The organism is Kitasatospora sp. NPDC038210, from assembly GCF_055600605.1.
Genome location: NZ_JBVJYK010000006.1, coordinates 138,812 through 154,053 on the forward strand (window position 1 = coordinate 138,812; position 15,242 = coordinate 154,053).

16 protein-coding genes are annotated in these 15,242 nt (G+C 69.8%); all 16 read right to left on the bottom strand.

All coding sequences use genetic code 11. From position 1 onward, the window contains the following. Positions 1 to 13 precede the first annotated feature (13 nt). Entirely contained in the window at positions 14 to 514 is a 501-nt protein-coding gene (locus ACZ7KX_RS14695) for a DUF2550 domain-containing protein (RefSeq protein ID WP_350633459.1), read from the bottom strand. Positions 515 to 662: 148 nt separating this feature from the next. Next, a complete protein-coding gene (locus ACZ7KX_RS14700; RefSeq protein ID WP_030235805.1) occupies positions 663 to 1,046 on the bottom strand; it encodes a F0F1 ATP synthase subunit epsilon in 384 nt (127 codons plus the stop codon). Between the two features lie 184 nt (positions 1,047 to 1,230). After that, the gene (gene atpD, locus ACZ7KX_RS14705; protein WP_470326765.1) at positions 1,231 to 2,676 is read right to left on the bottom strand and encodes a F0F1 ATP synthase subunit beta; all 1,446 of its coding nucleotides are present in this window, start codon (positions 2,674 to 2,676) and stop codon (positions 1,231 to 1,233) included. A gap of 2 nt (positions 2,677 to 2,678) precedes the next feature. Beyond that, positions 2,679 to 3,593 (bottom strand): F0F1 ATP synthase subunit gamma, encoded by a 915-nt coding sequence (locus tag ACZ7KX_RS14710; RefSeq protein ID WP_350522916.1) that lies wholly within the window; start codon positions 3,591 to 3,593, stop codon positions 2,679 to 2,681. 32 nt (positions 3,594 to 3,625) lie between these two features. Continuing rightward, positions 3,626 to 5,200, bottom strand: a complete 1,575-nt coding sequence (atpA, locus tag ACZ7KX_RS14715; RefSeq protein ID WP_470326766.1) for a F0F1 ATP synthase subunit alpha — start codon at positions 5,198 to 5,200, stop codon at positions 3,626 to 3,628. Positions 5,201 to 5,356: 156 nt separating this feature from the next. After that, positions 5,357 to 6,172, bottom strand: a complete 816-nt coding sequence (locus ACZ7KX_RS14720; RefSeq protein ID WP_470326767.1) for a F0F1 ATP synthase subunit delta — start codon at positions 6,170 to 6,172, stop codon at positions 5,357 to 5,359. Further along, positions 6,169 to 6,726 carry a F0F1 ATP synthase subunit B gene (locus ACZ7KX_RS14725; protein ID WP_363569355.1) on the bottom strand — a complete coding sequence of 186 codons (558 nt, stop codon included), beginning with the start codon at positions 6,724 to 6,726 and terminating at the stop codon, positions 6,169 to 6,171. The genes ACZ7KX_RS14720 and ACZ7KX_RS14725 overlap by 4 nt, the downstream gene beginning before the upstream one ends. A 34-nt stretch (positions 6,727 to 6,760) precedes the next feature. Beyond that, positions 6,761 to 6,997 carry an ATP synthase F0 subunit C gene (gene atpE / locus ACZ7KX_RS14730; RefSeq protein WP_030282059.1) on the bottom strand — a complete coding sequence of 79 codons (237 nt, stop codon included), beginning with the start codon at positions 6,995 to 6,997 and terminating at the stop codon, positions 6,761 to 6,763. A gap of 91 nt (positions 6,998 to 7,088) precedes the next feature. Next, positions 7,089 to 7,901, bottom strand: a complete 813-nt coding sequence (atpB, locus tag ACZ7KX_RS14735; RefSeq protein WP_470326768.1) for a F0F1 ATP synthase subunit A — start codon at positions 7,899 to 7,901, stop codon at positions 7,089 to 7,091. Positions 7,902 to 8,186: 285 nt separating this feature from the next. Next, positions 8,187 to 8,630 carry a hypothetical protein gene (locus ACZ7KX_RS14740; protein ID WP_470326769.1) on the bottom strand — a complete coding sequence of 148 codons (444 nt, stop codon included), beginning with the start codon at positions 8,628 to 8,630 and terminating at the stop codon, positions 8,187 to 8,189. Positions 8,631 to 8,927: 297 nt separating this feature from the next. Beyond that, entirely contained in the window at positions 8,928 to 10,205 is a 1,278-nt protein-coding gene (locus tag ACZ7KX_RS14745) for an MraY family glycosyltransferase (RefSeq protein WP_396544330.1), read from the bottom strand. Between the two features lie 173 nt (positions 10,206 to 10,378). Beyond that, the gene (locus tag ACZ7KX_RS14750) at positions 10,379 to 11,659 is read right to left on the bottom strand and encodes a serine hydroxymethyltransferase (protein WP_470326770.1); all 1,281 of its coding nucleotides are present in this window, start codon (positions 11,657 to 11,659) and stop codon (positions 10,379 to 10,381) included. Positions 11,660 to 11,754: 95 nt separating this feature from the next. Then, complete coding sequence (locus tag ACZ7KX_RS14755; protein ID WP_350523030.1) at positions 11,755 to 12,396, bottom strand: arsenate reductase/protein-tyrosine-phosphatase family protein; 642 nt, start codon at positions 12,394 to 12,396, stop codon at positions 11,755 to 11,757. A 32-nt stretch (positions 12,397 to 12,428) separates the two neighbouring features. Next, complete coding sequence (locus ACZ7KX_RS14760; RefSeq protein WP_350522924.1) at positions 12,429 to 13,076, bottom strand: L-threonylcarbamoyladenylate synthase; 648 nt, start codon at positions 13,074 to 13,076, stop codon at positions 12,429 to 12,431. 106 nt (positions 13,077 to 13,182) lie between these two features. Further along, positions 13,183 to 14,049 (bottom strand): peptide chain release factor N(5)-glutamine methyltransferase, encoded by an 867-nt coding sequence (gene prmC, locus ACZ7KX_RS14765; RefSeq protein ID WP_350522925.1) that lies wholly within the window; start codon positions 14,047 to 14,049, stop codon positions 13,183 to 13,185. A gap of 63 nt (positions 14,050 to 14,112) precedes the next feature. Continuing rightward, complete coding sequence (gene prfA, locus ACZ7KX_RS14770; protein ID WP_470326771.1) at positions 14,113 to 15,189, bottom strand: peptide chain release factor 1; 1,077 nt, start codon at positions 15,187 to 15,189, stop codon at positions 14,113 to 14,115. Positions 15,190 to 15,242: the final 53 nt, after the last annotated feature.

Here is a 15,242-nt window from a genome sequence, read left to right on the forward strand (position 1 = left end):
CGAGGGTCCGTCGCTACGCGACGTTCACCCTCTGCCCGGGCGGGGCCGCCTCCAGCCAGGCCAGGAAGCCGGTCAGCGCGTCCTCGCTCATCGCCAGCTCCAGCGGCGCCCCGTTGTGCAGGCAGCGCAGCACCACCGAGCCGGAGAGCAGCGCCAGCTCCTCCTGGCCCTCCGGGTAGCGCCGGCCGAGGACCTCGATCTCCCGGCGCGGCAGCACCTTGCGCGGCCGCGGGGCGTACGAGAAGACCCGGAACCACTCGATCGAGTCGCCGCTGTACCGGCCGATACCAAAAACCCACCCCTTGCCGTCGGTCGGGGGGACCGGGGCGGAGGTGGGCTTCCCGTTCTCGTCGAGGTCGGGCTGCGTCGAGGCGTCGGCGGGCATTTTGAGCCGGTAACTGCAGTCGAACGTTCCGCCCACCCGCTGGATCAGCCGGCGGCGGACGGCGAAGGCCACCAGGCCGATCACACCCAGGGCCACGACCGCCGCACACACCACAAGCGCGAGGACCATGCTCACCTACCTCCTCGCTACCCGCGTTCCCCGTAGCGGTCGTATCAAGCGACCGCGCTGACCTACCAACTACGACGACAGTCCCGGGGTCACGCTCACGCGTCCCCGGGACCGTCGGTCGACCCCGCTAAGCCGGGGTCCGGCGCACTCAGGCGTGGGCCTTGAGGCCGCGCGCCGCGAACAGACGGACCTCGGCGCGCCGCTCGGCGTGCTCGTCCAGGCCCGACTTGGCCTTCTCCAGTGCGCGCTCGGCACGCGCGACGTCGATCTCGTCCGCCAGCTCGGCGATCTCCGCGAGCAGAGACAGCTTGTTGTCGGCGAAGGAGATGAAGCCGCCGTGCACCGCAGCGATCACGGTGCCGCCGTCCACCGTGCGGATGGTGACCGGACCGGTCTCCAGCACGCTCAGCACCGGGGTGTGGCCCGGCATGATGCCGGTGTCACCGGAGGCCGTACGGGCGACGACGATGGTGGCCGCACCGGACCACACCTTGCGGTCGGCTGCGACCAGCTCGACGTGCAGCTCAGCCAACGTGGGCTCCTAGGCTCATGCAACGCCCGATTACTCGGGAGTTTCGGTAAGAATAACGGCCCCGCACCCTCGGCATGAAACCGGCGGCACGGATTTGACCGGAATCACAGCCGATGCGACGCGAGGGGTGGTCCCCAGGCTCGGGGGCCACCCCTCACGGTCACTCAGCTGCTACCGGCCGCGATTACTTCTTCGCCAGCTCGGCGGCGTTCTTCTCCAGGTCCTCGATGCCACCGCACATGAAGAAGGCCTGCTCCGGGACGGAGTCGTACTTGCCGTCGGCGATCGCGTTGAAGGCCTCGATGGTCTCCGACAGCGGGACGGTCGAACCCTCGACGCCGGTGAACTGCTTCGCCACGTAGGTGTTCTGCGAGAGGAAGCGCTCGATGCGACGGGCACGGTGCACCGTGATCTTGTCCTCTTCGGACAGCTCGTCGATGCCGAGGATCGCGATGATGTCCTGGAGGTCCTTGTACTTCTGCAGGATCCCCTTGATACGGATGGCCGTGTCGTAGTGGGTCTGCGCGATGTACCGCGGGTCGAGGATGCGGGACGTGGAGTCCAGCGGGTCGACGGCCGGGTAGATGCCCTTCTCCGAGATCGGGCGCGACAGAACGGTGGTCGCGTCCAGGTGGGCGAAGGTGGTGGCCGGGGCCGGGTCGGTCAGGTCGTCCGCGGGGACGTAGATCGCCTGCATCGAGGTGATCGAGTGACCGCGGGTCGAGGTGATGCGCTCCTGCAGGAGGCCCATCTCGTCGGCCAGGTTCGGCTGGTAACCCACCGCGGAGGGCATGCGGCCGAGCAGGGTCGACACCTCGGAACCGGCCTGGGTGAACCGGAAGATGTTGTCGATGAAGAGGAGCACGTCCTGCTTCTCGACGTCACGGAAGTACTCCGCCATGGTCAGCGCGGACAGCGCGACGCGCAGACGGGTGCCCGGCGGCTCGTCCATCTGGCCGAAGACCAGCGCGGTCTTGTCCAGAACGCCCGAGTCGACCATCTCGTCGATGAGGTCGTTGCCCTCACGGGTGCGCTCGCCGACGCCGGCGAACACCGACACACCACCGAAGTTCTCGGCGACGCGGTAGATCATCTCCTGGATCAGAACGGTCTTGCCGACACCGGCACCACCGAACAGACCGATCTTGCCACCCTGGACGTACGGGGTGAGCAGGTCGATGACCTTGATGCCGGTCTCGAACATCTCGGTCTTGGACTCAAGGTCCTTGAACTCGGGGGCCTTGCGGTGGATCGGCCACCGGACCTCGACCTGGGAGTCGAACTCCGCCTGGTCGACGTTCAGCACGTCACCGAGGGCGTTGAACACCTTGCCCTTGGTGATCTGGCCGACCGGCACGGAGATCGCGGCACCGGTGTCGGTGACCTGCGAACCGCGGACCAGGCCGTCGGTCGGCTGCATCGAGATGCCGCGGACCATGCCGTCGCCGAGGTGCTGGGCGACCTCAAGGGTCAGGGTCTTCTTGCCCGTGCCGTCGGGGTTGTCCACCTCGACGTGCAGGGCGTTGTACATGTCCGGAATCGCGTCGACGGGGAACTCCACGTCGACGACCGGGCCGATGACCCGCGCGACGCGGCCCGTCGCCGTGGTCGGCTCAACAGTGGTGGTCATACTCATTCGCTCCCGCGGCTCGCGTCAGCGAGCGCGTTGGCGCCACCGACGATCTCGCTGATTTCCTGGGTGATCTCGGCCTGACGGGCCGAGTTGGCAAGCCGCGTGAGCGACTTGATGAGCTCGCCGGCGTTGTCCGTCGCGCTCTTCATCGCACGGCGGCGGGCGGCGTGCTCGGAAGCGGCCGACTGCAGCAGCGCGTTGTAGATCCGGCTCTCGACGTACCGCGGCAGCAGCGCGTCCAGGACGCCCTCCGCCGACGGCTCGAAGTCGTACAGCGGGAAGATCTCCGACTTGGCCGGCGACTGGTCGCTGAGCTGGACCTCGTCCAGCTTCAGCGGCAGCAGCCGGGCCTCCACCGCGTTCTGCGTCAGCATCGACACGAACTCGGTCGAGATCAGGTGGAGCTCGTCCACGCCGCCGGTCTCGGCCGTGAAGGCCTCGATCAGGTCGGCTGCCACGGTCTTCGCGTCACCGTAGGTCGGCTTGTCCGAGAATCCCGTCCACGAGTCCGCGATCGTGAGATTGCGGAACGTGTAGTACGAGACACCCTTGCGACCGATGATGTACGTCACCACGTCCTTGCCCTCGGACCGCAGGCGCTCGGTGAGCGTCTGGGCGGCCTTGATGGCGTTGGTCGAGTAACCGCCCGCCAGGCCGCGGTCCGCCGTGATCAGCAGGACGGCGGCGCGCGAGGCGTTCGGGTTCTCGGTGGTGAGCGGGTGCTTGGCGTTGGACCGGGTGGCCACCGCCGTCACCGCCCGGGTGAGCTCATCGGCGTACGGAGTGGAGGCGGCCACCGCGCGCTGCGCCTTGACGATGCGCGACGCGGAGATCATCTCCATCGCCTTGGTGATCTTCTTCGTCGCGGTGACAGAGCGGATCCGGCGCTTGTAGACCCGAAGCTGTGCTCCCATGGGTCGTTACGTCCTTTCCCTCGCTACCGGACTCAGGCCTGCTCGGAGAGCAGCTTGCCGTCAGCGGTCTGGTAACCCTGCTTGAAGGCCTCGATCGCGGTGGTCAGCGCGTCGACGGTGCCGTCGGCCAGCAGACCGGTCTCGACGATGCCGGCCAGCAGGTCCTTGTGCTGCAGGCGGACGTGGTCCAGGAACTCGCGCTCGAAGCGACGGATCTCGGCGACCGGGACGTCGTCCATCTTGCCGGTGGTGCCGGCCCAGATGGAGACGACCTGCTCCTCGACCGGGAACGGCTGGTACTGGCCCTGCTTCAGCAGCTCGACCATGCGCGCACCGCGCTCCAGCTGGGCCTTGGAGGCCGCGTCCAGGTCGGAACCGAAGGCGGCGAAGGCCTCCAGCTCGCGGTACTGGGCGAGGTCCAGGCGCAGGCGGCCGGCGACCGAGCGCATGGCCTTGATCTGGGCGGAGCCACCGACGCGGGAGACCGAGATACCGACGTTCACGGCCGGGCGGATGCCGGCGTTGAACAGGTCGGACTCCAGGAAGCACTGGCCGTCGGTGATGGAGATGACGTTGGTCGGGATGTACGCCGAGACGTCGTTGGCCTTGGTCTCGATGATCGGCAGACCGGTCATCGAGCCGCCGCCGAGGGCGTCGTTCAGCTTGGCGCAGCGCTCCAGCAGGCGGGAGTGCAGGTAGAAGACGTCACCCGGGTAGGCCTCGCGGCCCGGCGGGCGGCGCAGCAGCAGGGAGACGGAGCGGTAGGCCTCGGCCTGCTTCGACAGGTCGTCGAAGATGATCAGGACGTGCTTGCCGTCGTACATCCACTCCTGGCCGATGGCCGAACCGGTGTACGGGGCGAGGTACTTGAAGCCGGCCGGGTCGGAGGCGGGAGCAGCCACGATGGTGGTGTACTCCAGCGCGCCGGCCTCCTCCAGGGCGCCGCGGACGGACGCGATGGTGGAGCCCTTCTGGCCCACGGCGACGTAGATGCAGCGGACCTGCTTCTCCGGGTCGCCCGAGCGCCAGTTGTCACGCTGGTTGATGATCGTGTCGACGGCCACCGCGGTCTTGCCGGTCTGGCGGTCGCCGATGATCAGCTGACGCTGGCCGCGGCCGATCGGGGTCATCGCGTCGATGGCCTTGATGCCGGTCTGCAGCGGCTGCTTGACCGACTTGCGGGCCATGACGCCGGGGGCCTGCAGCTCCAGGGCACGACGGCCGGTGGCGGCGATGTCGCCGAGACCGTCGATCGGGTTGCCCAGCGGGTCCACGACGCGGCCGAGGTAGCCGTCGCCGACCGGAACCGAGAGGACCTCGCCGGTGCGGCGCACGGTCTGGCCCTCTTCGATGCCGCCGAACTCACCGAGGACGACGACACCGATCTCGCGGGTGTCGAGGTTCAGCGCGAGGCCGAGGGTGCCGTCCTCGAACTTCAGCAGCTCGTTCGCCATGACCGAGGGCAGACCCTCGACATGCGCGATGCCGTCCGCCGCGTCAGTGACCGTGCCGACCTCTTCCACAGAAGCGGCGTCCGGCTGGTACGACTGGACAAAGTCGGCCAGCGCGTCCCGGATCTCCTCCGGACGGATCGTAAGCTCCGCCATCAGGCTTCCCTGCTCTCCTAGTTTGCGATCCTCGGCCCGCCATTGAGGGCCGCAAGTATTCGACTCTCGGCCGGGTCTTTCGAACCGGCCGTACGATTTGCCGGCTCCTTGGGGAGCCGGTTTCCCGACCGAGGGTCGGATGTGCTGCTTCGGTGCTCAGCCTTCGAGCGACTGGCGAGCGCCGTCAAGGCGGCTCGACACGGTGCCGTTGATGATCTCGTCGCCGATCTGCACCCGGACTCCGCCGACGACCTCGGGGTCGACGTCGATGTTCAGGTGGACCTGGCGGCCGTACATCCGGCCCAGAGCACCGGACAGGCGCTCCTTCTGGGTGTCCGACAGCGGCACCGCGGTGGTGACCAGGGCCACCACGCGGCCGCGGCGAGCGGCGGCGAGCTTCGAATAGGACTCAAGGCCCTGCTCCAGGCTACGGCCACGCGGCGCGTTGACGAGGGCGGTGACCAGCCGGACGGTGCCGGCGTTGGCGCGGCCGCCCAGCAGCTTCTTGATCAGCTCGGCCTTGGCGACGGCGCCGGCCTTCGGCTCGGTCAGCGCGGCGCGCAGCTCGTGCGAGCCGCTCACCACCCGGCCGAAGCGGAACAGCTCGTCCTCGACGTCGTCCAGGGCGCCGGCCTTGTCCGCGGCGATGACCTCGGCGTACGCGGCGAGCTCCTCGGTCGCGTCCACCAGGTCGCGCGAGCCCGACCAGCGGGAGCGGACCAGCCCGGAGACCAGGTCGACGGCCTCGCCGGAGACCTGGCCGGTCAGCAGCGAGCTGACCAGCTGGGCCTTGTCCTGGCCCGACCGGGACGGGTCGGTCAGGACGCGGCGCAGCGACACCTCACGGTCCAGCACGGCCGTGACGGCGGTGAGCTCCTCGGCGAGCTTGGCCGCGTCCACCGAGGTGGAGTCGGTCAGGCTCTCCAGGTTCTGCCGGCCGGCCGCGAGGGCCTCACGGCTGGCGCCGATCACTTGGCCGCACCCTGAGCAACGGCGGCCTTGGCCTCCAGCTCATCCAGGAAGCGGTCGATCACACCGCTCTGCCGGGCGTGGTCCTCCAGGGACTCACCCACGATGCGGGACGCCAGCTGGGTGGCCAGCGAGCCCACGTCCTGGCGCAGGGCGGCAGTCGCCTGCTTCTTGTCAGCCTCGATCTGGGCGTGACCGGCGGCGACGATGGCCTCGCGCTGACGCTGGCCCTCCTCGCGCATCTCCGCCAGCTGGGCGGCGCCCTGCTCGCGAGCCTGCTCGACGATGCGGGCGGCCTCGTGGCGCGCCTCGGCAAGCTCGGCACGGTACTGCTCAAGCACGGCCTGGGCCTCGGCCTGAGTGGCCTCGGCACGCTCCATGCCGCCCTCGATGGCGTCCCGGCGCTCCGACAGCACCTTCTCGATGCTGGGAAGGAGCTTCTTGCCGAGCAGACCGAAGACGATGAAGAAGCAGAGCAGGCCGATGATGATCTCGGGCCAGTTGGGGAGGAGAGGGTTCATCTTCTCCTCGGCCGCGAGCTGAGCCACGATGCTCATATCTGGACCTTCCTCGAAAGGGTCTGCGGCAGGATTACTTGTTGCCGAAGACGAACGGCATGACGATGCCGATGAGGGCGAGCGCCTCGGTCAGCGCGAAGCCGATGAACATGTTGGAACGGATGAGACCGGCAGCCTCGGGCTGACGGGCCATCGCCTGGACACCGTTGCCGAAGATCAGACCGACGCCGATGCCGGGGCCGATGGCGGCGAGGCCGTAGCCGATGGAGGCGACGGAACCGTAGACAGTGCCCTCAGCGAGGATGCTCATTGACGTTGTCCTTTGCAGGGTGGTGAACCGGTGGTGATTGGCCACCGGGCGATCCGGGAGGTTGGTTCAGGCGGGGCCGGGGCCCCCTGGCTCAGTGCGACTCTTCGAGGGCACCGGCGATGTAGCTGCTGGCCAGCATGACGAAGATGTAGGCCTGCAGGAACTGGACCAGCAGCTCGAAGGCGGTCAGCGCGACGGCGACGACGAACGAGGCCGAGCCGTACAGCGCGCCCAGGGTCGGGCTGAGCAGGTACCAGGAGGCGATGGAGAACATCACGATCAGCAGGTGGCCGGCGAACATGTTCGCGAAGGCTCGGACCGCGAGCGTGAAGGGGCGCACGAAGATGTTCGAGAAGAACTCGATCGGCACCAGGATGAACATGACCCAGCCGGGGATGCCCGAGGGCCAGCAGAGGTTCTTGAAGCCGCCGACGAAGCCGTGCTTCTTGAAGGTCAGCGTCATGTAGGTGACCCACACGACCGCCGCGAGGCCGGCCGGGAACGCGATCGCCGCCGTCACCGGGAACTGCGCGAACGGAATGACCGACATGATGTTCATCAACCAGATGAAGAAGAACATCGAGACCAGCATCGGGACGTACTTCTCGCCCTTCTTGCCGATCGTCTCCAGCACGATGGAGCGCTTCACGAAGTCGTAGCCGATCTCAGCGACCAGCTGCAGCTTGCCGGGGACCAGGCGCGGCTTGGCGAAGGCGGCCCAGAAGAAGACGACCACCAGCACCGCGACGACCATCGACAGCAGCATCGGCTTGTTGAAGTAGAAGCTGCCGATGGTGAAGATCGGCTTGAAGTCGAACTCGTTCAGACCCGGGGCCGGGAAGCCGCAGCCAGCGTCCCCGAAGTGGCAACTGCCTGAGGCGAGGGACGTGAGTTCAGCACTCACCACGGACTCCTTCGTCGTGACGCATGGATACGGCAACCTCGGTGTGTCGGCGTGGCCTGCGGCCACGGAGCGGCACTGGAACTTGATGGGTTTCTCGCCGACCCCGCACGGCGGCGCGCTGCGCTGCTACGGGATCATCGAAGACTGCGCGGGTCCGGGGGGCGATCGGTCCGCTGTCCGGACAGACCAGGCCTCTTCCCGTACTCCGTTGTTGCGACGGACGATAGCAGGCCGTCAGTGCGGCATAAACACCGCCCCCCTCGTTGGGGGGACAGTCAGGCCTCGTCACTGTTGACGTCCCGAGTCGGAGGGCTTGTCGCCCTTCTTTTCCGAGGCGTCGGCGTCGACGTAGAAGGTCTTGGCCTTGAGCGCACCGCGCACCTGGAAGCCCGTCCAGATCAGTGCGCAGCCCAGCAGCGTGAAGGCGAACGCCTGCCGGTTGAACAGGTCGGTGTCCTTGAAGACCGCGAGCACGATGCCGACCAGCAGGATCTGCGTGGTGTACACCAGGAGCGCCGCGGCCATCATGATGTGCGGGTTCGACCTGGTCAGGCGGTCGAGCGCGACCTGGCCCGAGCTGAAGAACGCCATCACGAGCAGTGCGCCGAAGAGGGCGCCGAGCAGCCCCTTCCCACCGGCGACGGCGAACGAGATCGCCATGGCGATGATCCCGGCGACCGCAGTGGGAATCGCGGCGCCTCGGAGGATCCGGGCGTCGGTGGACGGCATGTCGGCAGCTCCGGCGGCATGTCGAGTGGCGGGGGACGGGCACAGATGGTGGCGGGTGACACCGGACCGAGGCATCGCCGCCGGGCCGCTCGCGAGGACGGCGGGCCCGTCGAAGGAGACCGACAGGGACGGAAGTCATCCACCTGTCAGGTCTTTCGGCGTGTTCTCGGTACTCGTGAACGGTATCACAAACTATTTGATGAGAGCTTTACCATGAATGTGTGGCACCTGTCACACCAGCAGCGCAACGAATCCGCCGTACGGGTGAGGCCATCTGACGGAACGCCAACTCCCCTGTCAGCGACGGCCGCTGGCCGGACCGTGGTCGGCGCGCTCGGAGGAGTCCACGCCTGCTTCACCCAGAAGTTGCTTGTCCTTCGCGGACAGTTCGGCCATCGGGCCGGAGGGCTGGCGGCGGTAGCGCGGCGGGACGAAGGACTGCACCGCCCGCGGGGCGCGCGGCCGGAACCGCGGGGTGAGCAGCACCACCAGGCCGAGCAGGCAGAGCCCGGCGAGCGTCAGGACCACGGTGCGACCGGTGTTGGTCACCGAGAAGGCCACCGAGCCGAAGGCGATCAGCGCGGCCCAGAAGTACATGATCAGCACGGCCCGGCTGTGCGAGTGCCCGACCTGCAGCAGCCGGTGGTGCAGGTGGCGCTTGTCGGCGGCGAACGGCGACTGGCCGGCCCAGGTGCGGCGCACCACCGCGAGCAGCAGGTCGGCCAGCGGCAGCGCGATGACCGTCAGCGGCAGCAGCAGCGGGATGTAGATCGGCACCAGGGCGTGCACGGTGGCGGTCTGCGAACCGGTCTCGTTGTTGATCAGGTCCGGGTCGACCCGGCCGGTGATGGAGATCGCGGCGACGGCCAGCATCAGGCCCAGCATCATCGAGCCGGAGTCGCCCATGAAGATCCGCGCGGGGTGCATGTTGTGCGCCAGGAAGCCCAGGCACATGCCGATCAGCAGCACGCTGAACAACACGGCGGGGGCCGCGTCGGTGATCGCGTAGCCGTACCAGAGCCGGTAGCTGTACAGGAAGAACGCCATCGCGGCGATGCAGACCATGCCGCCGGCCAGGCCGTCCAGACCGTCGATGAAGTTCACCGCGTTGACCATGACGACGACCAGGGTGACCGAGATGACCATGCCCTGGGTCGGGCTCACCGCGACCGCGCCGACGCCGGGCACCGGGAGGGTGATCACCGTGACGCCCTGCCAGACCATCACACCGGCGGCGATCATCTGGCCGCCGAGCTTCACCAGCGCGTCCACGCCCCACTTGTCGTCGAGCACACCGAGCAGCCACATGATCCCGGCGCCGGACAGCAGCGCGCGGATGTCGGTGCCCTGGGTGAACACCTTGCTCAGGTTGTCGAGCTGCGAGGCGACCAGGATGCCCGCGCAGAGCCCGCCGAACATCGCGATGCCGCCGAGCCGCGGCGTGGGCTCGCGGTGCACGTCGCGGGCGCGCACCGGCGGCATGGCGCCGGCGGCGATGGCGAACTTCCGGACCGGGCCGGTCAGCAGGTAGGTCACGGCGGCGGTGCAGAACAGCACCAGCAGATACTCACGCACCACTGGCCTCCTGCATCACTGTCGAACGGGGAAGTACCGAAGGTACTCCCCTGCCTTCCCGGGGTTCGAGGTGCGTCGCCACGCACACACCTTATTGAGTCGGACGCCGGGGACGCGCATCGCGGTTCGCCCTCCCGGGTAGGACATCCGGAATGCCCCTGGACGGGTCGCCGTCAGGCCCGGCCGGCGAACGCCAGCGCGAGCTCGCGGATCCGCGCCGCGGCGGGAGCGACCGCGCCCCCGGCGAGCACCCGTGCGATCAGCCCGGCGATCTCGGACAGCTCCGCCGTACCCATCCCCTGGCTGGTCACGGTGCCCGTCCCGAGCCGGATCCCGGAGGCGTCGGCGGGCGGCGCCGGGTCGAACGGCAGTGCGCACTTGCCGAGCAGCAGTCCGGCGGCCGCACAGCGCCGCTCGGCCTCCGCGCCGGTCACCCCGAGCGGGCTCACGTCGGCCGTCACCAGGTGGGTGTCGGTACCGCCCGTCAGAGGGCGCATGCCGGCCTCTGCGAGCCCCTCGGCCAGCACCCGCGCCCCGGACACCACCCGCTCCGCGTACGCCCGGTAGGCGGGCGTCGACGCCTCCGCGAGGGCGACCGCCTTGCCCGCGACCTCGTTCATCGCCGCGCCGCCCTGGCTGAACGGGAACACCGCCCGGTCGACCCGCTCGGCCAGCTCCGCGGTGCACAGCAGCAGGCCGCCGCGCGGACCGCGCAGCAGCTTGTGGGTGGCCGCCACGGTGACGTCCGCGTACGGCACCGGGGAGGGCGCCACCCCGGCCGCGATCAGACCGGTGGTCTGCGCGGCGGAGGCGATCAGGTAGGCGTCCACCTCGTCGGCGATCTCCCGGAAGGCCGCCCAGTCCGGGTGCCGGGGGTGGGAGATCGAGCCCGCCACGATCGCCTTGGGGCGGTGCAGCCGGGCCAGTTCGCGCACCTGGTCGAGGTCGATCAGCCCGTCGCCCTCGCGCACGCCGTAGCCGGTGAAGGCGAACCAGCGGCCGGAGAAGTTGGCGCGCGAGCCGCAGCTGAGGTGGCCGCCGTGCTCCAGCGACATCGCCAGCACCCCGTCACCGGGCCGCAGCAGCGCCGCGTACGCCGCCAGCATCGCCGAAGTCGCCGACCGGGGCTGGACGTTGGCGTGCGGGGCGGCGAACAGCTCGCGGGCCCGGTCGATCGCCAGCAGCTCGGCGGCGTCCGCCAGCGCGCAGCCGGTGTGGTGCCGGCGGCCCGGGTAGCCCTCGGCGTACTTGTCGATCAGCGGGCCGGTGAGGGCCGCCAGGACGGCGGGGCTGGTGAGGTTCTCCCCCGCCAGCAGCTGGATCGTCTCGGCGCGCCGCTCGGCCTCCGCGGCCAGCAGGTCGGCCAGCTGCGGATCCGCCCGGTACAGGGCCTCGGACGCCCACGGGCGCCCCTTCGTCGAGGTCGAGCCGGTCGGGGCGTCGGTGACGGTCATGGCGGGGCTCCCGGGCGCTGCGGGGACGGTGGATCCAGCGTAGGACCGCCACCGCCGCCCGGCCCGTCGGAACGCGGCCGGACGGGCCAGAACACCTACCTGCGCGCCGGAACGCCCGTGAGCGCGGTGACCACCGGGTCGACCGCGTGGAATATCTCCTCGCCGCAGTTGCGGAACATGCCGATCGGTGCCCCGTACGGGTCGTCGACCTCGTCCGACTCCGGCGTGGCGGCCAGCAGCCAGCCGCGCAGCGCGGCCGCCGCGCGGACCAGCGCGCGGGCCCGCTCGGTGACGTCGGCCCCGCGCCGGGGGTCGGGCAGCGTGCCCGGGTCTATCGTCCGCACCAGGCGGGTGAACTCCTTCAGCGTGAAGGTGCGCAGTCCCGCCTCGTGGCCCATCGAGATCACCTGGGCGCGGTGGTCCAGGGTCGCGGTGAGCACCAGGTCGGCCTCGACCACGTGCTCGTCCAGCAGCTCGCGGCCGGTGAAGCCGCCGCTGTCGGCGCCGTACTCGTCGAGCACGGTCGCCGCGTGGTCCTCCATCGGCGCGCCCACGTGGCCCCAGGTGCCGGCGCTCTCGACCAGGATCCGCCCGGCCACCCGGGGGCTCAGCCGGGTGTCCAGCTCACGCCGGGTGAGCCGCTCGGCGATCGGCGAGCGGCAGATGTTCCCGGTGCAGACGAAGAGGATCCGGAAGTGGTCCAGCGGCCTGGGGTCCACGCTCAGGTACGGCGCTATGCCGGGCCCGGAACGGAGCGAGGCGGTGGGCGTCAACTGCCGGCCTCCAGGTCGGGGACGACCTCCCTCAGCTGCTCGACGCTGATCGCGCCGGCCCGCAGCAGGACCGGGACCTTGCCGGTGACGTCGACGATGGACGAGGCGGCGGCGTGGTCGGCCGACCCGCCGTCCAGGTAGACCGAGACCGCGTCGCCGAGCTGCGACTGCGCCTCGTCGCAGGTCAGCGGGGACGATCCGCCGGTCAGGTTGGCGCTGGAGACGGCCATCGGGCCGGTGGCGTTCAGCAGCTCGATGGCGACCGGGTGCAGCGGCATCCGGACCGCGACGGTGCCGCGGGTCTCGCCGAGGTCCCAGCGCAGCGAGGGCTGGTGCCGGGCGACCAGGGTGAGGCCGCCGGGCCAGAAGGCGTCGACCAGTTCCCAGGCCTGCTCGGAGAAGTCGGTGACCAGGCCGTGCAGGGTGGTCGGCGAGCCGACCAGCACCGGTGACGGGGTGTTGCGGCCGCGGCCGCGGGCGGCCATCAGCTCGCCGACGGCCTCCGGGGAGAAGGCGTCCGCACCGACCCCGTAGAGGGTGTCGGTGGGCAGCACGACGAGTTCGCCGCGGCGGACGGCCGAGGCGGCCTCGCGCAGGCCGGTGGCGCGGTCCCCGGCATCGGCACAGTCGTAGCGGCGGCTCATCGGTGCGGTCCCCTTCCGAAGTGGCTCTTGGCGGTCACTGCGGCCGTCGCCGTCGTCGATGCCGTCACGACGGCGCCCTGCGGGCGGTCGTGCTGCGTTCGACTGTTCACAACGACGCCCGTCGGGCGGTCGTGAAGCGCGGCCGGTTGTTCAGGTCGCGGTGGTCGGCGGTGTCCGTCCAGCCGCGTTCCTCGTTGAAGATCCACGGCACCTGGCCGCCCTGCTGGTCGGCGTGCTCGATGACCACCGCGCCGCCCGGGCGCAGCAGCCGCGCGGCGACCCGCTCGATGCCGCGGATGGTGTCCAGGCCGTCCTCGCCGGAGAACAGCGACATCTGCGGGTCGTGGTCGCGGGCCTCCGGCGCGACGTACTCCCACTCGGTGAGCGGGATGTACGGCGGGTTGGAGATCACCAGGTCGAAGCGGCCGTCCCAGGAGCGGTCGTCCTCGAAGGCCCTGGTGGCGTCCCCGGCGTGCAGGGTGACCCGGGCGCGGTCGGGGCTGGCCTCGATGTTGCGCCGGGTGTACTCCAGCGCGCCCTCGTCCAGCTCGAAGGCGTGCACGGTGGAGCGCGGCAGTTCCTGGGCCAGGGCGAGGGCGATCGCGCCGGAGCCGGAGCAGAGGTCCACCACCAGCGGCTCGGCCACGTCCATGTCGCGCACCGCGTCTATGGCCCACTCGACGACCGACTCGGTCTCCGGCCGGGGCACGAACACCCCGGGGCCGACCTCCAGTTCGAGGTAGCGGAAGAACGCCCGTCCGGTGATGTGCTGGAGCGGCTCGCGCGCCTCGCGGCGCGAGACCGCCTCCCAGTAGCGGGCGTCGAAGTCGGCGTCCTTCACCGTGTGCAGCTGGCTGCGCTTGACGTGGTGGACGTAGGCGGCGAGTTCCTCCGCATCGAAGCGCGGCGACGGCACGCCGGCCGCGGCCAACCGCTGGGTGGCCTGGGCCACCTCGGCGAGCAGCAGGTTCATCCGTACGACCTCTTGTTTCTGCGCTCCGGCTACGGACTGCGCGTGGGCTGGGGCGCGCCGGTCTCAGTTCTCTTGGGCCGCGGCGAGCTTGGCCGCCGCGTCCTTGTCGACGCAGGACTGGATCACCGCGTTCAGCTCGCCGTCCAGGACCTGGTCCAGGTTGTACGACTTGAACCCCGTGCGGTGGTCCGAGATGCGGTTCTCGGGGTAGTTGTACGTCCGGATCCGCTCCGAGCGGTCCACCGTGCGGACCTGGCTGCGGCGCGCGTCCGACGCCTCCCGCTCGGCCTCCTCCTGCGCGGCGGCCAGCAGCCGCGAACGCAGGATGCGCATCGCCTGCTCCTTGTTCTGCAGCTGGCTCTTCTCGTTCTGGCAGGACGCCACGATACCGGTCGGCAGGTGGGTGATCCGGACCGCGGAGTCGGTGGTGTTGACCGACTGGCCGCCGGGGCCGGAGGAGCGGTAGACGTCGATCCGCAGGTCGTTCGCGAGGATCTCGACCTCGACCTCCTCCGCCTCGGGGGTGACCAGCACGCCCGCCGCGGAGGTGTGGATGCGGCCCTGGGACTCGGTGGCGGGGACGCGCTGCACGCGGTGCACACCGCCCTCGTACTTCAGCCGGGCCCAGACGCCCTGGCCGGGCTCGGTGTTGCCCCTGGTCTTCACGGCCACCGAAACGTCCTTGTAGCCACCGAGGTCGGACTCGTTGGAGTCGATGATCTCGGTCTTCCAGCCGATCCGCTCCGCGTAGCGCAGATACATCCGGAGCAGGTCACCGGCGAACAGGGCGGACTCCTCGCCGCCCTCGCCCGCCTTGATCTCCAGGATGACGTCCTTGTCGTCGCTCGGGTCGCGCGGCACCAGCAGCAGCCGCAGTTCCTCGGTGAGCTCGTCGCGACGCGCCTCGGACTCCTTCACCTCGGAGATGAACTCCGGGTCCTCCGCGGCGAGTTCGCGCGCGGCCTCGATGTCCTCGCCGGTCTGTCGCCACTGCCGGTAGACCCGGGTGATCGGGGTCAGCTCGGCGTACCGCTTGGCCAGCTTGCGCGCGTTGGCCTGGTCGGCGTGGACGGACGGATCGGCCAGCCTCTTTTCGAGGTCGGCGTGCTCGACGAGGAGCTCTTCGACTGCCTCGAACATGGGGTGGCCTTCTTCCCGGGGGCTCGGAACGGGTTGGGGAGGGGGGAACGCGC